Origin of the sequence: Mesorhizobium sp. M0296 (assembly GCF_040321675.1) — a bacterium.
Classification (GTDB): Bacteria; Pseudomonadota; Alphaproteobacteria; order Rhizobiales; family Rhizobiaceae; genus Mesorhizobium.
Genome location: NZ_JAMYRZ010000028.1, coordinates 52746 through 70781 on the forward strand (window position 1 = coordinate 52746; position 18036 = coordinate 70781).

An 18036-nucleotide genomic window follows, 5' to 3' on the forward strand; every position below is an offset into this window, starting at 1 on the left:
TCCCGATTATCGGAAGAATGAGCGATGAGCGATGAGCCGGATAGATGATTTCGAAGCCTTCATTGCCATTGTCGAGCATGGCAGCCTGACGGCTGCCGCACGCCGGCTGAACCGCTCATTGCAGTCGGTCAGCCGGTCCCTGGCGACATTGGAGGAGTCAATCGGGGTCGAGCTTCTGCACAGGACGACACGCCGCTCGACGCCGAGCGAAGCCGGAGCGGCCTTTTTCCAGCGCATCAAGCCCGCCATCGAGGAAATTAACGAAGCCAGGCTTCAGGCGGCCAACCGACGGTCGGAGCCGTCGGGCATCCTGCGCGTGAGTGCCCCGGTTCTGTTCGGCCCGGATTTCCTGATGCCGGTCATCGCCGACTATATGCGGACATATCCCCGCGTCGAGGTTGACCTCCAGCTTTCCGATGAATTTGTCGATCTTGATGCCGAGGGTCTCGATTTGGCGGTCCGGATCGGCAATTTGCCGGATTCCAATTTACGTGCGAAGCGCCTGGGCGCGCTGCGACGCGTGGTGTTCGGCGCACCTGCCTACTTCCAGCAACACGGCCGACCGGCCCATCCGCTCGAATTGCGTGAGCATGAATGCATCGTACGAACCGTCGACGGCCGCCCAGGCGAATGGATGTTTCAGATTGAAGGCAAGCCCCGGTCGGTGAAGGTCGCGGGCACTTTCCGGTCGAATTTGATGATATCCATCTATGCAGCCGCGGTTCACGGATTGGGTCTGGGCTACTCGCCGCTTTGGCAGATAAAACACCTGGTGGACGACGGCCGCCTGGAACTGGTTCTGACCGAATTCGAGCCAGTGCCGGTGCCGATACACGCCGTGTGGCCGGAAGGCAGATTATCCTCGGCCAAAGTCCGTGCTTTTCTGGACCTGCTGGCATCCCGCCTGGAACTCAAGAATCTTTAGGGCGCAAAACCATTTTGAGCGCCGATCTTACCTCATCGACATCAAGTTCGTGATCAGAACTGCCTTGGCGGCGTCGAGTGCGGGTTGATGGACCTCCGAATGACCGATGTCCTTCAGCTGATCGGTCGTCAAATCTGCCAGTGCCCTGCGTCTCGCGACGGTCCGCCGCCACCCTGTGAAGGCAGTGATCATCATTGCTGCGCTTTTCAGGCCAGACCCAAGCAAGCGGCGTTTGGAAACGCTGCTGCCGACGCGAGTTCCCGTGTGAGCCATTTCTTAGTCTCCCGTTTCGAGTTTGCGGGTGGGAGCGTGCCACGCAGGTGTTTTCGGGCTGTTCGGCTCTGCGTGAACAACTGGGAGAAGTCCGACGATCCGCCGTTAAATCGGTGTTAAATCAATCTACCGAGATGCTATTCTGTCGCTGCGGTCAAAGTCTGGAGACGATTTGTGCGCATCCGGTTGCTTGGTGGCCTGGAGGTTACTTCCCCGGAGCATCGGCCTGTCCGGTTCGCCACACGCAAGACTTCGCTTCTTTTTGCTGCTCTGGTTCTCGCAGGCCGCCGCGGCCATCGTCGCGAGCAGCTTTCCGAAGCCTTTTGGCCGGGGCGAAGCAATGGGCAAGCCCGCAATAGTCTGCGGCAAGCGCTGGTCGACATCAGGCGCACGTTCCCCGCCAGCTCGGATGCCACCGTCTACATCGATGGAGATCAGGAAACAGTTGCGCTGATTGCCGGACCGGATGAGGCGGACATCTCGATCTTCGACCGGAAGCTGGAGGAGGGCCGGACCACCGATCTCGCCTTCGCTGCGGATCTCTATCGCGGTGATCTGCTTGCCGGGCAAACGATTCCTGACGAACTGGACGAGTGGTTTGGACCGTATCTGAGCAAGTATCAGCGCAAAGCGCTGCAATTGGTCGATCGGCTGAGCCTTGCGCTGCCCGCACCCGGCTCAGCGGAAGAGACGGCCTGCGAAGGGCTCGCGGAGAGATTGCTCGCCTCGGATTCGACGGCGGAGGCAGCCCATCGGGCGCTGATCCGCATCCACGCTCATCGGGGCCACGAAAACGCCGCTTTGCGCCAGTTCGAGCTGTGTCGGGCAGCTTTAAAAAAACATCTGAATGCGGACCCAGAGGAGCAGACAAGCTCACTTGCAGCTTCCCTGCAGTCCCGCGAACGACCTGAACGTCAGCGGCCGGAGCCAAGTTCTGGCGCCGTATCACTGGTGCAGGTTCTGGCAGTCCCGACGAGGCGCGACGACCAGCCGTCGATTGCGGTGCTGCCGTTTCAGAATCTAAGCGGTGATGTGGAGCAGGAATATTTCGCCGACGGCATGGTGGAAGACATTGTCACCGCCTTGGCTCACTTTCGTCACCTGTTCGTGGTCGCACGGAATTCGAGCTTCACCTACAGGGGACGGTCCGTAGACATAAAGCAGGTCGGGCGTGAGCTGGGCGTGCGCTATGTGGTCGAGGGAAGTGTTCGCCGGGCGGGCGACCGCCTGCGCATCGCCGGGCAGCTCATCGACACCTCGACGGGGGCCTATCTCTGGGCCGACCGTTTTGATGGAACGCTCGCCGAAGTTTTCAATCTGCAGGACCAGGTCGCCTCGAGCATCGTCGGCGCAATCACACCGAAAATGGAGGAGGCTGAGATCGAGCGTGCCAAACGCAAACCGACAGAAAGCCTCGATGCTTATGACTACTATCTCCGCGGGCTGGCGGCCTTTGACCGAACGATCACTCGTAGATCGGCCATTGACGACGCCTTGCGCCTCTTCATGAAGGCGATCGACCGTGACCCGGAGTTCGCGATAGCTCATGCGCGGGCGGCGCGGTGCTACGCTACCCGAAAAAGCAACGGCTGGATGGTCGACCGTGCAGAAGAGATTGCCGAAGCTACTCGACTGGCCAGGAGAGCGGTCGAACTCGGAAGGGACGATGCAATTGCGCTTTCCTACGGTGGATACGTCCTCGGCTACGTAGGCGGCGACCTTGATGATAGTGCGGCTTGCATCGATCGCGCGCTCGCTCTCAACCCGAACTTGGCCGCTGCTTTGGGCGTCAGCAGCTGGGTGAGGGCTTGCTTGGGCGAGCCAGGCAAGGCCATCGAGCACGCCGCGCTTGCCATGCGCCTAAGCCCATTGGATCCACGCCTGTTCGCTTGGCAGTTCAACACCGGGCTCGCTCATTTTTGTGCAGGCCACTACGGTGACGCCGTCGCTTGGGCGGGAAAGTCGCTGCGGCACCAGCCGAACTACGTGAGCGCGATGCGTGTAGTGGCGGCGGGTCATGCCCTTGCGGGGCGCCTAACGGAAGCGCAGCAAATGATGGCCCGGCTTTGCGAGTTCGATCCCTCGCTGCGGCTTTCGAATCTCGCCGACGTGCTGCCGCCGTTTTATCGACCGGACGATCGCAGCAGATATATCGAAGGCCTTCGCAAGGCGGGCCTGCCGGACTAACCCCATCTCAGCGCGAAGCGAGGCTGTCTTATGCAGGTTTCGGTGCTTCGCGCGTCGGCGGGACGCGCGAGCGCTGCAGCATCAGACCTTGGCGACGATCCGCATGAAGGCCGGCATGTCGTCGCCGAAGCCGACGGTCGCGTCATTGTCTTCCTGGCGCTGGCGGGCAGGGCGCTCGCGCTGCGGCCTGGTGTCGCCCCGTTCCGGCGCGCGCCGTTCGTTGCGATCGGGCGAAGCCTTGCGTTCAGGTGAAGCCTGGCGCTCGCTGTTTTCCGAGCGGATCGCCTCTTTGCGGGTACGCCGCTCGTCGATGTCGGCGACGGTGGCTTCGGCCACGACCGGCTGTTCCTCGCTAACTGCTTCTGGCGCTGCTTCTTCGCTGCGCTTGGCGTGGCGTTCACGCGGTTTGCGCTCGCCCCTGTCCTTGGCGTCGTCCTTGCGGCCGGCACGGCGTGGCGCACCGCGGCCACGGCGCGGGGCCTCATCCTCGCCGCCTTCGCTGGCAACGACCGTCGACAAATCGCCGTCATGCCACTCGATCTTCGTGCCGATCAGCCGCTCGATGGCGTCGATGTATTTGGTGTCCGACTTGGTCGCGATGGTGAAGGATTTGCCCGAGCGCCCGGCGCGGCCGGTACGGCCGATGCGGTGGACGTAATCCTCCGCGTGGATCGGCACGTCGTAATTGAAGACATGGCTGACATCGGGAATGTCGAGGCCACGCGCCGCGACATCCGAAGCAACGAGGTAGCGCAGCTTGCCGTCACGGAAATTGGCCAGCATCTGCATGCGCGCGCGCTGGTCCATGTCGCCGTGCAGGGCGCCGGCGTCGAAGTCATATTTCAGCAGCGAGCGGAACAGCTCCGATACCTCGATCTTGCGGTTGCAGAAGATGATGGCGTTCTTCAGCTCGGCATCCTCGGCTTTCATCAGATTGCGCAGCGTCTCGCGCTTGTCCCAGGGTTTCGGGCCGGATTTCACCAGCCGCTGGATGATGTTGGTGGCGGCCGATGCTGCCTTCGACACTTCGACGCGCACCGGTGCGTGCAGGAATTTCTCGGTGAGCTTGGTGATTTCCGGCGGCATCGTCGCCGAGAAGAACAGCGTCTGCCTCGTGAACGGAATCATCTCGCAGATACGCTCGATGTCGGGGATGAAGCCCATGTCGAGCATGCGATCGGCCTCGTCGATGACGAGGATCTCGACGCCGTTGAGCAGGAGCTTGCCGCGCTCGCGATGGTCGAGCAGGCGGCCGGGGGTCGCGATCAGCACATCGGCGCCGCGCTCGAGCTTCTTGTCCTGCTCGTCGAAGGACACGCCGCCGATCAGCAGTGCGATGTTGAGCTTGTGGTTCTTGCCGTATTTGACGAAGTTTTCCTCGACCTGCGCGGCGAGCTCGCGCGTCGGCTCGAGGATCAGCGTGCGCGGCATGCGCGCGCGGGCGCGGCCCTTTTCCAGCCGGGTGAGCATCGGCAGGACGAAGGACGCCGTCTTGCCGGTGCCGGTCTGGGCAATGCCCAGCACGTCCTTGCCGAGCAAGGCGTGCGGGATAGCACCAGCCTGAATCGGCGTCGGCTCGGTGTAGCCGGCATCGGTAACTGCGGAAAGGACCTTCGGCGACAGGCCGAGGTCTGCGAAGGTCAACGCTTCTTGAGCGATCTGGGTGTCTGAGGACAAGTTTGGCTGTCTTTGGCTGGTTCGGGGGCGCAACATATGCAGTCGCGGCAAGCGCCGCGCGCCTGCAAGATTGGTATTGCAGGTAGGCGCAAGCCCACGATTTGTCAACACAAACGGGCGGCATTGGTGCGATTGTGAAGCCGTAAGCTTAATCGCGATGGTTACCGCTCGTCGATGGCCCGCTGTTCAGCAAGGCGACATTCTCGCATCAGCGCAGGTGTTGCAGATCAGCAACGCCAGGGTGCATTCATTCTGACCACACGCCAAAGTATCATTTGAGATTTGAAATAACTCAGAAAACTAGCCACAAACGATTCATCCATTTTCTTGGCTAAGGGGGCCACATTATGAAGAAAGCTTTTCTCTCCGCTGCGTTTCTGGCAGCGGCCTTGACTCCGGCGATCGCGGCCGATGTCGTGGAGTTGCCGGTCGCATCAACGTATAACTGGACGGGCCTCTATCTAGGCGCACATGTCGGCGGTGGCAGCAGCAAAGTAGACTGGGAATATACTGGTGGCGGGACGGCTGATCATGATGGCAGCGGCGCCCTGGGCGGCGTCCAGGCCGGTTACAATTTCCAGAGCGGAAATATAGTCTATGGCGTCGAGGCGGACATCTCGGCCGCCCATATCGATGGCGGCACGGACTGTCCGAACCCCACCTTCTCTTGCGATTCCGATGTAAAGATGCTCGGATCGTTGCGTGGCCGAATTGGCTATGCGATGGATAGGCTGCTGATCTACGGTACCGGCGGTCTCGGCTTCGGCAGGGTTGAGATTAGCACAAGCGGTCCGATCGGGACCAACGGCACCTCGAAAACCAGAGCAGGCTGGACCCTGGGCGCGGGCCTGGAATATGCCTTTACCGATCACTGGTCGCTCAAGGGCGAATACAAATATTTCGATCTGGGCAAGAGCGATTATACAGTCGACACCGGCCTGAATGTCGAAGCAAAGGTCCGCATACACACCGGAGTCATCGGCTTGAATTACAAGTTCTGATCGCAACGATCGGCCGCCGCAACACTTGTGTTGTCAAATAGGAACCCGGCCTCGTGCCGGGTTTTTATTTGCACGGTCTGTTCAATACCTGAACTGTTCGGCGAGAATGCGCTCATTCCACGAATGGTTGGGATCGAACAGCAGCGTCGCCGTTGCCGTCGGCGATTCCCTCACCGTGACCGTCGTCACCGCCTTGACCTCGGTGTGGTCGGCGGCGGCATTCACCGGCCGCTTTTCCGGCTCCAGAATGTCGAAACGCACGATCGCCTTGTTGGAGAGCAGCGCGCCGCGCCTGCGGCGCGGACGAAACGGGCTGACCGGAGTCAGCGCCAGCAGCGGAGCGTCGAGCGGCAGGATCGGCCCGTGCGCCGACAGATTATACGCGGTCGAGCCGGCCGGCGTCGCAATCATCACGCCGTCGCAGTGCAATTCCTCCAGCCGCTCTTGCCCATCCACGGTGATGCGGATCTTGGCCGTCTGGTACGACTGGCGCCAAAGCGCGACCTCGTTGATCGCGAGCGCCGAAATCGTCTCGCCTTCGGCCGTCACCGCCTGCATCTCCAGCGGACGGATCGTTTCGGCGACGGCCGCCGCGATGCGCCCGGTCAAGCCGCTGGCGCGGTATTCGTTCATCAGAAAACCGATGGTGCCACGGTTCATGCCGTAGACCTTCTTTCCCGTGCTCATCGTCTCACGCAGGGTCTGCAGCAGAAAGCCGTCGCCGCCGAGCGCCACGACGATCCCGGCTTCTTCGACGGATGCCTGGCCGTAACGCGCAGAAAGGCTTTCCAGCGCTGCATTGGCGTCGGCTGTACCGGATGAGACGAAGGCGAAACGGCTGGCGGTTTTGCTCATGGCTCTCAACGACAACCGATTGGCGACGACCGTCTGGCGACCGATTGGCGGCGACCGGTTGCTGGGCCGCGCCAGCGCCGGGTTAGCATGGGTGGGCATTTCTGCAAAGGGAGGGAGGTGCCTGGAGATGGCGACCAAACAAGCCGCACTCGCGCATCATGTCGGAGGACAAAATGATGTGATGGTTAAGGCCCGCCTTAAACTCTCGTAAAGCCGGATCGATCATGTTAGCCGGCAGCGGACGGGCGGCGTGGGGGCTAACCAGTCGAGGCCGATCTATTGCCGCTGGCACGCTTGATTATTGTCTTCCTGATGCTGGCAAGTTTTGCCCTGGCTTTTGCGGAACTGGTGCGCCAGTCGGAGGAAAAGAGCTTTAGACCCGAGCCCACGGCCTCACGCTGCGGCGACGCGGCGGGGACACCCTGTCCGCAAAGGGCGCTTTGACGCCACAGCGCCAGTGCTTATCGGGCTTGCAACAGATGGCAGCCGGCCTGGCGCTTTTGCGCGAGATACTCGTCGACAAGCTGGCGATAGCGAACTTTGCCGAAACTCGGGAAATGGCCGCCGTGCACGACCGAGACATCGAGATCGCGCATGCGCAGCAGCGTTTCGACATAATCGTCGATCTCGGAGTGATAGACGTCGTCGATCAGCGGGCCGTCATAGATGATGTCGCCGGAAAACAGGATGCCCGTCCTGTTTTCGTGGAGCGCAATGCCGCCGGGTGAATGGCCGGGCGTGTGGATGACCTCGAAGGCACGGTCGCCGAGATCGACGATGTCGCCTTGCTCGAGCAACCGGCCGGCTGGTGCGGGCAGGATCCGGTAGCGCTTCGTGTCCCAGCCTTGCGGCATGCCGTCGAACATCTCGTCGGTGGCATAGCGGTCGGCAACCGTCCATTCGTTGCGTGGATCGGCGAGGATTTCGGCCTCGGCCGGGTGCACGCAGCGGTCGGGGAATTCGTGATGGCAGCCGATATGATCGAAATGGGTGTGACTGGCCACGCAGGTGAGCTTGCGCTCCGTGACCAGCGGCACGTGGCGGCGCAGGCTGAAATGGCCGAGGCCGGTATCGAACAGAAGATCGCGGTCGCGGCCGCGCACATGCCAGATGTTGCAGCGGAAGAACGGCTTGATCCACGGCTCGTGGATCAGCGTCACGCCATCGCCCATGCGGATAGTTTCGTACCAGTTAGGAGCGTCGATGATTGGAAGCGTGCTCATGTTTGGTCCGCAAGCAGGATGATGTCGCCAGCATCGCACGATACCGCCACAACATCGCCCGCCTGGACGGCCGATGCTGCCGCGACCTTGGCGATGAAGTGCAGCGCCGGGTCGGTCGTGGAGGTCCCCAGCACACGCTTGAAGCTGCCCTGGAAGACGACGTCGCTGACCTTGACCATGCCAAGCGCCACAGCACCGCCTGCAGCGCCAAGAACAACATGCTCAGGCCGAATGGCCAGCGCAACGGTCGAGCCGGCCGGCAATGTGCCGGGCAGCGAGAGCGACCCAAGCTTCGTGGTGACGGCGATTTTGCCGCTCTTCGCCTCGGTCACCGTTCCCGATAACAGTGTGCTTTCGCCCATGAAAGTCGCGGAAAAGCGCGTCGCTGGCCGGGCATAGACGCGCTCGGGCGGTCCTTCGTCCTCGATGCGCCCGTCATTCATCACCACGCAATGATCGGCCAGCGCCATCGCCTCTTCCTGGTCGTGGGTGACGTGGATGAAGGCTGTGCCGACGCGTTTCTGGATCGCCTTCAATTCGTCCTGCATCTGCCGGCGCAATTTCAGGTCGAGCGCGCCGAGCGGCTCGTCGAGCAACAGCACCGCCGGCTCGACCACCAGGGCGCGCGCCAGTGCCACGCGCTGCCGCTGACCGCCGGAAAGCTGGTGCGGCTTCTTGTCGAAGGCGGTGGCGAGGCCAACCAGCGCCAGCGCCTCGCGCGCCCTTGCTGCCCGGGTTGCGGCATCGACACCCCGCATGCGCAGCCCGAAGCCGACATTGCTGCCGACGCTCATATGCGGGAACAGCGCATAATCCTGGAACACGGTCGTCGTCGGCCGCTTCGCCGGTGGCACGGCCGTGCAGTCCTCGCCGCGGATCAGCACCTTGCCCTCGCTCGGCGTGACGAAGCCGCCGAGGATGGACAGAAGCGTCGTCTTGCCGGAGCCGGACGGCCCGAGCAGGATCGTGTAGCTGCCCGGCTCGATCGTCAGCGAGACGTTCTTCAGCACGGTGTGCTGACCGAAGCGATGCGAGACGGAGCTTATATCGACCAGTGGCGCGGTCATGCCGGCTTCCTCCGCAACAGCATCAGCTCGAACAATACCACCAGCACGATGGAGACGGCGAAGACCAGCGAGCCGACGGCGTTGGTCTTGGGATTGAGGCCGGAGCGCAGCAGGTTCCAGATCTCGACCGGCAGCGTCGTATCGAAGCGCGTCAACAGGAACGAGATGACGAATTCGTCCCAGGAGAAGGTCATCGACAGGAAGAAACCGGCGAAGATCGCCGGCGCCATGACAGGCACGGTGATCAGCAGCAGCACCTTCCATTCGGGCGCGCCGAGGTCGCGCGCGGCGCGCTCGATGTTGATCTGGTGGTCGCCCATCTGGCTGTAGACGATGGCAAAGCAGAGCGGCAGGTTGATCACGACGTGGCCGATGCCGGCGGCAGTGAGCGACTTCGGCACGCCGGCCCAGTTGAACAGCACCAGCAGCCCCATGCCGATGATGAGATAGCTGACGGTCAAGGGCAAGGTGATCAGCCCGCGCATCAGGCCCGAGCCCGGCAAAGCGAAGCGCGCAAAACCCCAGGCGGAGAGAAAGCCCAACGTGACGGCGGCAGCCGAGGAGACGACCGCCACCAGCAGCGAATTGACCAGAGCCGAAGTCAGCCGCGTGTCGGCGAGCACTGCCTCGTACCAGCGCAGCGACGGTCCGGTGAAGGGCGGGATCGGAAACGACGTTGCCTGCAGCGAAAACAGCACCAGAACGATGACCGGTAGAAAGATGAAGCCGTAGATTGCGATGGCGTAAAGGCCGGAGACGAGGCGGATGAGCGCGCGCATGGTCAGGCCCGCTCGATCTTCAACCAGCGGGAGCAGGCGAGATAGGCAATGGTGACCACCGCCATCAGGATGATCGACAACGCCGAAGCGAGCGGAAAGTCGCCGCGCCGGCCGATCTGCATCATGACGAGCTGCGGCATCAAAAGCTCGTTGTTGCCGCCGAGGATCTGCGGCGTGATGTAGTCGCCGATGCACAGCACGAAGGTGAGGAAGGCGCCGACCATGATACCGGGGAGCGTCAGCGGCAGAACGACATGCAGGAAAGTCCGAACCGGCCCGGCGCCGAGGTCGGCGGCGGCCTTGCGATAGCTGGGGCTGAGCTGCTTCAGATTGGCGAAGATCGTCAGCGTCAACAGCATGACGAAGAAATGCACGAAGCCGATGACGGTGGCCAGCCGCGTATTGGCGAGCTGCAGCGGTTCGCTGAACAGGCCGGAGCCGGTCAACGCATGGTTGACGACGCCGTTCTGCGCCAGCACCAGCAGCCACGAATAGGAGCGCACGACATAGGAGGTCCAGAACGGCAGCACTGCCAGCATCAGCGCCAGCCGCTGCCAGCGCTCCGGCACCTGCTCGGCCAGGATCCAGGCAAAAGGATAGGCGAGCAGCACGGAGATCACGGTGACGATCGCTGTGACCTGCAGCGAGTTCACCATCGCCTGCCAGTAGGACGGATTGGCAAAGAACTGGCTGTAGTTGGACAGCGTGAAGCCGCCGCCTTCATGTGCCGTCAGGCTGGATACCGCCATGGCGACGAAGGGCAGCACGAAGAACAGCAGCGTCCAGCCGAGCGCCGGCGTGACCAGCGCCCAGGGCAGGGCACGCCCACTGTTGACGGCGTTCACGACCGGCATCCGGTCATTGCGCCTGCAGCATTTCGGTCCAGACGTCCTGCATCTTCTTGTCGAGGTCGGCGTTCGGCGCAGGATAGGACTGGGCGCGGGCGAGGAATTCCGGCTGCTCGTCAAAGCGCAGGATCTTCTTCTGCTCGTCGCTCAACGCCGCCTTGCTGTTGGCCGGCATGCCCCAATAGCAGGACGAGGTGGCGAGCCGCGCCTGGCCTTCGGGGCTCATAATGTACTGGATGAATTTAAGCGCCAGCTCCTTGTTCTTGGAATCCTTGAACATTGCCAGCGACTGCGACCACAGCACGGCGCCTTCTTTCGGGATAGAGAAGTCCAGGGCAGGGTTTTCCTTGGCCAGCCCCGCCGTCACCCATTCGCCGCCGCCGACCAGAATGTCGACCTCGCCGGTCGCCAGCGCCGTCTGGCTGGCGGTCACTTCGCCTACCAGCTTGGCGTTGGCCTTCATTTTGAGCAACTCTTCCTTGATGGCGGGAAGGTCGGCTTCGGTCAGCTCGGCGGTCTTTTTGCCGATCGCCAGTGCGGCCATGCCGATGACCGGCAGGTAATAATCGTAGATGGCGATCTTGCCCTTGTATTTGTCGCCGGTCAGCGCCGCCATCGTCTGCATGTCGGCCGGGTCGACCTTAGTCTTGTTGTAGCCGATCGTGTTGTAGCCGAACTTTTCGGTGATGCCGTAACGCTTGCCGTCAACGACGGTGGAGCTGTCCATCTTCACCTGCGGAAACAGATCGGCCAGCGGCAGCTTGTCTTCCGGCAGCGGCTCGAACAGGCCTTTTTCGACGCCGCGCGGTATGTCGATGCTGTCGATCACCATCACGTCCCAGTCGCCGGGCTGCGATTGTTCGACGATGGCCAGGCCGGCGCCCGTGCCTTCAAACTCCTTGACATTGACCTTGACGCCGTTCGCTTCCTCGAACGGCTGCAGCAGCGCCGGATCGGCGTGATCGCACCAGATCAGCGCGTTGAGATCCTGCGCCTGAGCGAGGCTGCCCGCCGCCAGCAGCAGTGCTGCCGCGGCACACGCGCCTTGGAGATGGCTCTTCAGAACGGAAAGCGGATTCCTGACGGTTGGATTGGGGGTCTTTGGATTGACGGACATCGAGTGTTCTCCCTTGCCTTTTTGGCTTGTAGGAAAAATTGAACCAATTCTAAAATTGAGTCAATTCTGTTTTTGTGGCAAACAGCCGTTATGAGCGGATTGCGGGCAAGGCAGAAGGCGGATCGGCACCGCCGCATCATCGAGGCGGCGGCGGCGCTTTTCCGCGATGCCGGTTATGAAGGCGCCAAGATCGAGACCATCGCGGCGCAGGCCGAAGTCTCGGTCGGTACCATCTACAATTACTACCAGAACAAGGGCGACATCCTCGGCGCCATCGTCTCGATGGAGGTCAACGAGGTGCTGAATGCCGGGCGCGGCGTCGTCGCCAACCCACCGGCCAATGTCGGCGACGCTCTCGATACGCTGCTCGGCATCTATATCGAGCACTCGCTGCATTATCTCAGCAAGGAGATGTGGCGGCAGGCGATGGCGATCTCGACGCAACTGCCCGACAGCCCGTTCGGCCAGGCCTATACGGGGCTGGACCGCGCCCTGACCGAGCAGATCCGCGCGCTGATCGTCCGCCTGCAGGCGCTCGGCCTGGTGCGTCGCGACATCGACGGGCCGGCACTCGGCGAACTCATCTTCAACAACATGAACATGATGTTCATCGAATTCGTGAAGCGCGAGGAGGCGAGGATTGCCGAACTGCGCACGGCGATACGCAGGCAGAACAGGATATTGGTGGCGGCGATCGGAGTGTAAGAAGATCAAGGGCGAGTAGGGCCTGCAACACAAATCGCCGCAGCCGGAGCATCGCCTAACGGTTGATCAGCCATAGAATGGCCGAGAGCACGATGCTGACCAGTATTCCCGTGGTGATAGGGACATAAAGCCTGAAGTTCTCACGATCGATCACGATATCGCCGGGCAACCTGCCAAGGCCGGTCCGGGCCAACCAAGGCCACAGCAGGCCTAAGGCAACTATGCTGAGACCAACGACGATCAGAGTTCGCGACATGGCAGCATCCTGCCGGAAATAGTATCATGCCGGAAATATAGTGTTGACGGGTCTTGCAAGCAGCGCTTCCTTTCGATGTTGCCTCTTGAGTTGAGGATGAAATCTGATACAACCTAAAAGGGTATCAAGGGAGGGATTGGATGCAGATTTCCATCTGGCATTGGGCTATAGTGCTGCTGCTGATCGGCGTGCCTGTTTTCTTTGCCGTTCGGTCAGCCGCAAAGCCATTACAGGATACTTCGGCTCTCGTAGGTTTCGGAGGCTGGCTTATGCTGCTGGCGATTCTTCAGGCTTTCTCCCCGCTACGCACGCTCGTCTCATTGGGCTCATCGAGTGAAGGCTACCGACAGCTCATGACGCTCCCGAATGGCACCTTGGCGGTCTACGGAGAGATTGCCCTCTTGCTGGCGTTTGTGGTGTTCCAGGTGGTTGTGCTCTTTGCGATGCTGCTGCGGAGTTACCGCTTCAAGCAGCTATTCCTGTATCAGTGGTTTGCAATACCAATCGTGTTTATTCTGGACGCGGTATGGATCTCAGCGGTTATGAGCGCTCCCGTGAGCTTGGTGCTTGAATGGGATGCGCTGGTAATGCCCGCAGTTTCTTTTGTCCTGACCGGCATCTGGGTCGCCTACGTCTACAAGTCGGTCAGGGTGAGAAACACGTTCGACCGGGTCGCCATATCCGGTCAGGTCGCGAATGCTTCATAGAGCTTGCCGCGAGTCCTATGTGTGGCTGCCGACAAAAATGCCGGGCGCCCAATATGGACCCGGATCATCCGGCTACTAGGCCTGCTCGAGCGAGGATTTCAGGAGCCGGCGTGACATGCCCGTGCGGCTTGCAGTAGTCCGGGTCGATCGCGCGATAGCCGAGCAGATGGCCGAGTGGCGCCAGGATCCCCAGCGCCACTCGCTGAATCGCAGGTGGCGGGTGCGTGAAGACGATCACGTCGGCAAATTCTCTGGCGATGACTGCTGCCTGAAACGGCGAAGGTCTACCTTTTCTGTCCACCTTGCCGGCATTGGCCAGGCCGAAGAGCATGCCGATCAGCAGCTCGAAACGGTTCGGGTCGACATTGTCCGCACCTGGCGCCCGGTCGACTTCGACCAGGACATGCGCTTCTTCGGTTTTGCTGCTGTTCCACCAATCATGTGCGACGCCTGCTTCGACCATGGCGGATTGGCCAGGCCCCAGGGACAAACTTTTCCCGGCGATGCAAGCGTCGAGACGGCCACGGAGGATGGTAAACCGTTCCGTCAGGTTCGGGTGGAAGTGCTCGCCCACCACTGCGGCTCCCGGCCGGGCGGTCAGATGAGCGATGCCAGGTCCCTGGCCGCGGTCTTCGGTGCCACGCAGGATGACCGCATATTCGCCGGTCACCTTGTTCTCGTAGACATCTCCACAGCGTGACATGGATCGGCTCCGGAGTTTCAGAGCACCACTGCTCGGCAACTCTATCGTCAAAGGCTTGGTCGTTCAACGACGCTCCAACGGGCGATTGCGGAAACACCAGTTGCCGGCTCTTCGTCAACGCGGGCGATCAGCGCTCTACCGAACATGCTTAGGCGGCCGCGCACGCGGAAACGGCACGACCGTCAGTGGCGCCTTGCGGAATTCCGCGATGGCTATTTCTTCAATCAGCGCGTCGAGGGCCTCGTTGACGCGTCGGCTCGTTTCATCCGCGCCGCAGAGGCGGTTTTGTGCGCACTCCAAAAGCTCGCGCGCCGCGGCGAAATCACTTCGCATGACAACACCCTTTGGTTTTTGGCCCGCCGCACCGACATTGTCGGCGCGCTTAATTGAGCGAGTGCTAATATACACAGGAGCAATTTAATCGAATGGTACGAGATGGCCGAGGCCGGGAGAGAGGGCCGAAATGACGGCTCTGCAACCGCGAAGTCACGCCCGGGCTCAGCGTCTCTAGATATGAGATGCTAACTCGTTGTCTGGCGACAGATTTTGCCAGCAATTTCACGGAAGTTTCTGGTGACCCGACGAGGACGGTCCCGACACGTACGCCCCTAATACGATCTTGGGCGGCTTATATATTCTCTGGCGGCGGCAATCTGGCGCCGGTGCTCGCGGAGGAAGGCTGCGCCGAAACAAATGGCGAAGGCCAGTACTGAAAGGCTTGTCGTTGCTCTTGATGTTGGATCGGGATCGGGACTTAGCAGGAAACGGAAACCGAACGCGAAGGCGAAGACGATAAATCCGCCAAATATGCCGTTTATGAAGGGGGCGGTCGTGCGTTTCTGCTCCAACGAAGACTCCTAGGTTTTCCGCTAGGGAACTATGGTTTCCGCTAGGGAATATATGCGTTGAAGCTGATGTGCTACCGATCCTGACGGCCCCGGCCTGTGGATATCGGGGATGAGCAGATATCAAGCGCCCCGGAGGTCTCAAGAAGCCCGTACTGGTGCCCCCGGACGGAATCGAACCGCCGACCTTCGGTTTACAAAACCGCTGCTCTACCAGCTGAGCTACAAGGGCACGGCGCTCCGGTTACCATATCTGCCGCGCCAGTAAAGACAAAACTCCGTTTTCGGCTGCCGCGAACGCGCCGGTTCTGCCGCCAGGGCGTCCTGAAAACGGCCAATTCGCTTCCTATATTGATCGAAGATGCAATCGCATCAGCGAGGCAGTCGCATGATCAGGTTTGTCATCATTCTCCCGCTCGTCGTCGTGGCCTGGGTTCTCCTGGTGAAGCTCATCAAGGACCTGAAGCGCGCCAATATCGACTGGACCGGCGTCACCACCATCATCGGTTTCATCGCGCTCGCCTTCTGGCTGCGGCATATCACCGGCATGGGATGAGGCCTGCCGACTGTTTCGGTGAACTGTCGACGGCGCGACCGTTCGTGTTCGCGCATCAGACCGCGCGATTTCTCCCGCCGAGAAAAAATCCAAAAAGACCTTCGAACCTTTTTCCTTGTTGCGACGACTGATGGTCAAGAGGCGGTTGGATCGCCTCCCACAACAAGGAGATCGTCATGTTCAAGCGCACCATCGTTGCCGGCCTCGTCGCCACCACTGTCGCCGCCGCCATGCTGGTCGGCACCGTTCAGCCGTCGGCCGCCCATCACAAGCACAAGCACCTCGGCATCGGCATTGCCGCAGGTGTCGGCGGCTTCCTGCTCGGCAGCGCGCTGGCCCAGCCGCGCACCGTCTATATCGAGGAAGACGGCGGCTCGTGGCACGTCCGGCGCTGCCTCAATCGCTACCAGAGCTAGGACCCGTACTCGGACACCTATGTCGGCTACGACGGTTATCGTCATCGCTGCCGGCTTTGAGAGCCACTACTGCCAATTTTGAGAGGAGGTGACCGTTTCATGCAACCGGAAGAAGGGCGCCCCACTGGCCCTTTTTCTGTTGTTCGGCGATAGGCTTCTTGTCGAAATCGACTGACTATCAGTGTCGGCGCTGCCCCTCATCTGCCTGCCAGCATCTTCTCCCCGTATAGTGACGGGGAGAAGGGACGCTCTCGGCGATGATTTCGCCAGTCTCCAGCGCTGCAAGAGGGCGCCAAGGTCGCGGTCAGCTTCTTTCTCCCCGTCACTATACGGGGAGAAATGCCCGGCAGGGCAATGAGGGGCAGCGCCAGCTTCAGTCTCCAAGCAATTGAGCTATCATTTTGTCTCTGATTTCACCAGGAACCCGGCAGTATACAGCGATTTCCCAACAGCCTAATCTGCACCGATACCGAAACAGGGAGAGGGCGCTTGGGCGAGCACGATCCGAACGAAGAGCCGATCGAGACGGTTTTCCGCAACGGCACAATCACCACAGTCGGCATCCTGCTGGCGTTCTCGCTGGGCTTCATCACGCATTGGGCCGCCAACCCGATACCATGGGAAATCTATCACCTGGCCGCCGTCGTGCCGATTTTGATCGGCATTGCCCTGCAGATACGAGCGCTGCGGTTGCTGCTCGACATAACGTCTCTACAACGGCGCGTTTATGAACGCGCCAATCGTATCTTCATTGCCGGCCTCATCTTCACCGCCTGCGGAGTTGGGCTGGCGATGCTGCTTGATTTCTACGACCTATCGACCAAGAGCGCGGTGCCCGGGGCCTAGCTCTGGCCATCCTGGCAGATGTCGCACCATTCCGCGCTGGTCAGCGCTGCTATGCGCTCGGCTCGCTGCCAAGGCCGGGAGGGGTCGGCAGTCCGCCGATCATCCTCGTCACCTCCGCCGCCGCATCGTGCACCAGCGGCCCGATCTCGGCCAGCCGTTCCGGCGTGACCCGTACTGTCGGCCCGGAGACCGAAACGCCGCCGATCGGCTCGCCGAATTCATTGAAGATGGCGGCGGCAACGCAGCGCATGCCCGGATGCCGCTCCTCGTCGTCAACCGACCAGCCGCGCAGCTTGATCGTCACCAGGTCGCGGGCGAGAGCCGAGATATCGGACAGCGTGTTTTCGGTGAAGCGCTCCAGCCCGGCCCGGCGCAGGATGGTGGCGACGCGCTCCGGCTCGAGATACGCCAGCACCGCCTTGCCGATGCCCGATGCATGGAAAGAGCTGCGCGTGCCCGGCCGGAAAAAGGCGCGGATCGCCTGGTGCGTCTCGACCTGACTGACGAAGACGACGCAATCGTCCTCGGCGACGCCGAGATTGGCGGTCTCGCCGGTCTTCTCCATCAATTCCTGCATGACGATACGGGCGCGGTCGACCAGCTTGCGGCGGCGCAGGAACGCCGCCCCCATGCGATAGGTCTCGACGCCGATCGACCACAGTTGGTCAGGGCCGTCGAACTCGACCATGCCGTGGTTTTCCAGCGTCGTCAGCATGCGGTAGGCGGTGGATGCCGGCAGACCGGAACTGGCGGCGATCTCGCTCAGCGACAGGCCACTGCCATCGGCGACGATTGCCAGGATCCGCAGCGCCCGGTCCAGCGACTGGACCGAGGCGGCCTCGGCCGGTCCGTTGAAGGCGCGCGGCCGGCCGCGCTGGCGTTTTTCGGTGGTTTCCATGGATCCATTCTTCGCTCTGTTCGCCCAATAAGCAATGAAAAAGTTTTTCACCGATTTGCGAAGCGAATTGGTGGAAAACAGAAAGTCAAATAAATTCAACTCACAAGAGCCGTTTTCTAGAAATGAAAAAATATTCTGAAAAAATTGAAAAA

General features: G+C 61.2%; 21 protein-coding genes, 1 tRNA gene and 1 pseudogene. 9 read left to right on the forward strand and 14 right to left on the reverse strand.

All coding sequences use genetic code 11. The features are described from left to right. Nucleotides 1–31: 31 nt before the first annotated feature. Nucleotides 32–925, forward strand: coding sequence for a LysR family transcriptional regulator (locus tag NKI97_RS24020; RefSeq protein WP_352451081.1), 894 nt, complete (start codon nt 32–34; stop codon nt 923–925). 27 nt (nt 926–952) lie between these two features. On the opposite strand, the gene NKI97_RS24025 is transcribed toward NKI97_RS24020, so the two are convergent. After that, complete coding sequence (locus NKI97_RS24025; RefSeq protein WP_352836948.1) at nt 953–1198, reverse strand: YjiS-like domain-containing protein; 246 nt, start codon at nt 1196–1198, stop codon at nt 953–955. A 174-nt stretch (nt 1199–1372) separates the two neighbouring features. On the opposite strand from NKI97_RS24025, the gene NKI97_RS24030 reads away from it, so the two are divergent. Next, on the forward strand, nt 1373–3385 hold the full coding sequence (locus NKI97_RS24030) for a BTAD domain-containing putative transcriptional regulator (protein WP_352836951.1): 2013 nt from the start codon (nt 1373–1375) through the stop codon (nt 3383–3385). Nucleotides 3386–3466: 81 nt separating this feature from the next. Here the strand turns inward: NKI97_RS24030 and NKI97_RS24035 are convergent, their stop codons facing one another. Further along, complete coding sequence (locus NKI97_RS24035) at nt 3467–5062, reverse strand: DEAD/DEAH box helicase (RefSeq protein ID WP_352451079.1); 1596 nt, start codon at nt 5060–5062, stop codon at nt 3467–3469. Between the two features lie 347 nt (nt 5063–5409). Here NKI97_RS24035 and NKI97_RS24040 point away from each other — a divergent pair, with 347 nt between their 5' ends. Beyond that, nucleotides 5410–6063 (forward strand): outer membrane protein, encoded by a 654-nt coding sequence (locus tag NKI97_RS24040; RefSeq protein ID WP_352451078.1) that lies wholly within the window; start codon nt 5410–5412, stop codon nt 6061–6063. Between the two features lie 81 nt (nt 6064–6144). Here the strand turns inward: NKI97_RS24040 and NKI97_RS24045 are convergent, their stop codons facing one another. The 6 genes from NKI97_RS24045 to NKI97_RS24070 all read right to left on the reverse strand — a co-directional run bounded on the left by NKI97_RS24045 (nt 6145) and on the right by NKI97_RS24070 (nt 11952). Beyond that, nucleotides 6145–6918 carry an NAD kinase gene (locus NKI97_RS24045; protein ID WP_352836954.1) on the reverse strand — a complete coding sequence of 258 codons (774 nt, stop codon included), beginning with the start codon at nt 6916–6918 and terminating at the stop codon, nt 6145–6147. A gap of 461 nt (nt 6919–7379) precedes the next feature. Then, entirely contained in the window at nt 7380–8141 is a 762-nt protein-coding gene (locus NKI97_RS24050; RefSeq protein WP_352836957.1) for an MBL fold metallo-hydrolase, read from the reverse strand. Then, entirely contained in the window at nt 8138–9208 is a 1071-nt protein-coding gene (locus NKI97_RS24055; RefSeq protein WP_352836960.1) for an ABC transporter ATP-binding protein, read from the reverse strand. The genes NKI97_RS24050 and NKI97_RS24055 overlap by 4 nt, the downstream gene beginning before the upstream one ends. After that, nucleotides 9205–9987 (reverse strand): ABC transporter permease, encoded by a 783-nt coding sequence (locus NKI97_RS24060; RefSeq protein ID WP_352501653.1) that lies wholly within the window; start codon nt 9985–9987, stop codon nt 9205–9207. The genes NKI97_RS24055 and NKI97_RS24060 overlap by 4 nt, the downstream gene beginning before the upstream one ends. 2 nt (nt 9988–9989) lie before the next feature. Continuing rightward, nucleotides 9990–10841, reverse strand: coding sequence for an ABC transporter permease (locus NKI97_RS24065; RefSeq protein WP_352836963.1), 852 nt, complete (start codon nt 10839–10841; stop codon nt 9990–9992). A gap of 4 nt (nt 10842–10845) precedes the next feature. Further along, nucleotides 10846–11952 carry a polyamine ABC transporter substrate-binding protein gene (locus tag NKI97_RS24070; RefSeq protein ID WP_352836966.1) on the reverse strand — a complete coding sequence of 369 codons (1107 nt, stop codon included), beginning with the start codon at nt 11950–11952 and terminating at the stop codon, nt 10846–10848. A 90-nt stretch (nt 11953–12042) separates the two neighbouring features. Here NKI97_RS24070 and NKI97_RS24075 point away from each other — a divergent pair, with 90 nt between their 5' ends. Then, the gene (locus NKI97_RS24075) at nt 12043–12657 is read left to right on the forward strand and encodes a TetR/AcrR family transcriptional regulator (RefSeq protein WP_352472778.1); all 615 of its coding nucleotides are present in this window, start codon (nt 12043–12045) and stop codon (nt 12655–12657) included. Nucleotides 12658–12712: 55 nt separating this feature from the next. Here NKI97_RS24075 and NKI97_RS24080 read toward each other — a convergent pair whose 3' ends face one another. Further along, nucleotides 12713–12913, reverse strand: a complete 201-nt coding sequence (locus NKI97_RS24080; RefSeq protein ID WP_352451072.1) for a DUF2905 domain-containing protein — start codon at nt 12911–12913, stop codon at nt 12713–12715. Nucleotides 12914–13053: 140 nt separating this feature from the next. On the opposite strand from NKI97_RS24080, the gene NKI97_RS24085 reads away from it, so the two are divergent. Beyond that, nucleotides 13054–13620, forward strand: coding sequence for a DUF2569 family protein (locus tag NKI97_RS24085; protein WP_352748090.1), 567 nt, complete (start codon nt 13054–13056; stop codon nt 13618–13620). A 64-nt stretch (nt 13621–13684) separates the two neighbouring features. Here the strand turns inward: NKI97_RS24085 and NKI97_RS24090 are convergent, their stop codons facing one another. From NKI97_RS24090 to NKI97_RS24105, 4 genes are all read right to left on the reverse strand, one after another. Further along, nucleotides 13685–14323 (reverse strand): cupin domain-containing protein, encoded by a 639-nt coding sequence (locus NKI97_RS24090; RefSeq protein WP_352836970.1) that lies wholly within the window; start codon nt 14321–14323, stop codon nt 13685–13687. Nucleotides 14324–14458: 135 nt separating this feature from the next. Further along, a complete protein-coding gene (locus NKI97_RS24095; protein ID WP_084641813.1) occupies nt 14459–14656 on the reverse strand; it encodes a hypothetical protein in 198 nt (65 codons plus the stop codon). 275 nt (nt 14657–14931) lie between these two features. Further along, nucleotides 14932–15171, reverse strand: a complete 240-nt coding sequence (locus NKI97_RS24100) for a hypothetical protein (RefSeq protein WP_156937488.1) — start codon at nt 15169–15171, stop codon at nt 14932–14934. A gap of 153 nt (nt 15172–15324) precedes the next feature. After that, nucleotides 15325–15400 (reverse strand) — tRNA-Thr (locus tag NKI97_RS24105). Between the two features lie 156 nt (nt 15401–15556). Here NKI97_RS24105 and NKI97_RS24110 point away from each other — a divergent pair. The 4 genes and pseudogenes from NKI97_RS24110 to NKI97_RS24125 all read left to right on the forward strand — a co-directional run bounded on the left by NKI97_RS24110 (nt 15557) and on the right by NKI97_RS24125 (nt 16986). Continuing rightward, the gene (locus NKI97_RS24110; protein ID WP_352492505.1) at nt 15557–15724 is read left to right on the forward strand and encodes a hypothetical protein; all 168 of its coding nucleotides are present in this window, start codon (nt 15557–15559) and stop codon (nt 15722–15724) included. Between the two features lie 176 nt (nt 15725–15900). Further along, nucleotides 15901–16140, forward strand: a complete 240-nt coding sequence (locus NKI97_RS24115; RefSeq protein WP_352836973.1) for a BA14K family protein — start codon at nt 15901–15903, stop codon at nt 16138–16140. Further along, nucleotides 16141–16200 (forward strand): annotated as a pseudogene (locus tag NKI97_RS24120) (BA14K family protein); the annotation flags it as partial. Nucleotides 16201–16629: 429 nt separating this feature from the next. After that, nucleotides 16630–16986 carry a hypothetical protein gene (locus NKI97_RS24125; RefSeq protein WP_352451067.1) on the forward strand — a complete coding sequence of 119 codons (357 nt, stop codon included), beginning with the start codon at nt 16630–16632 and terminating at the stop codon, nt 16984–16986. A 49-nt stretch (nt 16987–17035) separates the two neighbouring features. Here NKI97_RS24125 and bhcR read toward each other — a convergent pair whose 3' ends face one another. Further along, complete coding sequence (gene bhcR, locus NKI97_RS24130) at nt 17036–17884, reverse strand: HTH-type transcriptional regulator BhcR (RefSeq protein WP_352746792.1); 849 nt, start codon at nt 17882–17884, stop codon at nt 17036–17038. Nucleotides 17885–18036: the final 152 nt, after the last annotated feature.

Bases quoted from the DNA above. Each gene is read 5' to 3' on its own strand.
- NKI97_RS24020 (WP_352451081.1), top strand. From the start codon at position 32: ATGAGCCGGATAGATGATTTCGAAGCCTTCATTGCCATTGTCGAGCAT.
- NKI97_RS24115 (WP_352836973.1), top strand. From the start codon at position 15,901: ATGTTCAAGCGCACCATCGTTGCCGGCCTCGTCGCCACCACTGTCGCC.
- bhcR (WP_352746792.1), bottom strand. From the start codon at position 17,884: ATGGAAACCACCGAAAAACGCCAGCGCGGCCGGCCGCGCGCCTTCAAC.
- NKI97_RS24110 (WP_352492505.1), top strand. From the start codon at position 15,557: ATGATCAGGTTTGTCATCATTCTCCCGCTCGTCGTCGTGGCCTGGGTT.
- NKI97_RS24025 (WP_352836948.1), bottom strand. From the start codon at position 1,198: ATGGCTCACACGGGAACTCGCGTCGGCAGCAGCGTTTCCAAACGCCGC.
- NKI97_RS24070 (WP_352836966.1), bottom strand. From the start codon at position 11,952: ATGTCCGTCAATCCAAAGACCCCCAATCCAACCGTCAGGAATCCGCTT.
- NKI97_RS24045 (WP_352836954.1), bottom strand. From the start codon at position 6,918: ATGAGCAAAACCGCCAGCCGTTTCGCCTTCGTCTCATCCGGTACAGCC.
- NKI97_RS24065 (WP_352836963.1), bottom strand. From the start codon at position 10,841: ATGCCGGTCGTGAACGCCGTCAACAGTGGGCGTGCCCTGCCCTGGGCG.
- NKI97_RS24090 (WP_352836970.1), bottom strand. From the start codon at position 14,323: ATGTCACGCTGTGGAGATGTCTACGAGAACAAGGTGACCGGCGAATAT.
- NKI97_RS24040 (WP_352451078.1), top strand. From the start codon at position 5,410: ATGAAGAAAGCTTTTCTCTCCGCTGCGTTTCTGGCAGCGGCCTTGACT.
- NKI97_RS24080 (WP_352451072.1), bottom strand. From the start codon at position 12,913: ATGTCGCGAACTCTGATCGTCGTTGGTCTCAGCATAGTTGCCTTAGGC.
- NKI97_RS24055 (WP_352836960.1), bottom strand. From the start codon at position 9,208: ATGACCGCGCCACTGGTCGATATAAGCTCCGTCTCGCATCGCTTCGGT.
- NKI97_RS24060 (WP_352501653.1), bottom strand. From the start codon at position 9,987: ATGCGCGCGCTCATCCGCCTCGTCTCCGGCCTTTACGCCATCGCAATC.
- NKI97_RS24085 (WP_352748090.1), top strand. From the start codon at position 13,054: ATGCAGATTTCCATCTGGCATTGGGCTATAGTGCTGCTGCTGATCGGC.
- NKI97_RS24050 (WP_352836957.1), bottom strand. From the start codon at position 8,141: ATGAGCACGCTTCCAATCATCGACGCTCCTAACTGGTACGAAACTATC.
- NKI97_RS24075 (WP_352472778.1), top strand. From the start codon at position 12,043: ATGAGCGGATTGCGGGCAAGGCAGAAGGCGGATCGGCACCGCCGCATC.
- NKI97_RS24095 (WP_084641813.1), bottom strand. From the start codon at position 14,656: ATGCGAAGTGATTTCGCCGCGGCGCGCGAGCTTTTGGAGTGCGCACAA.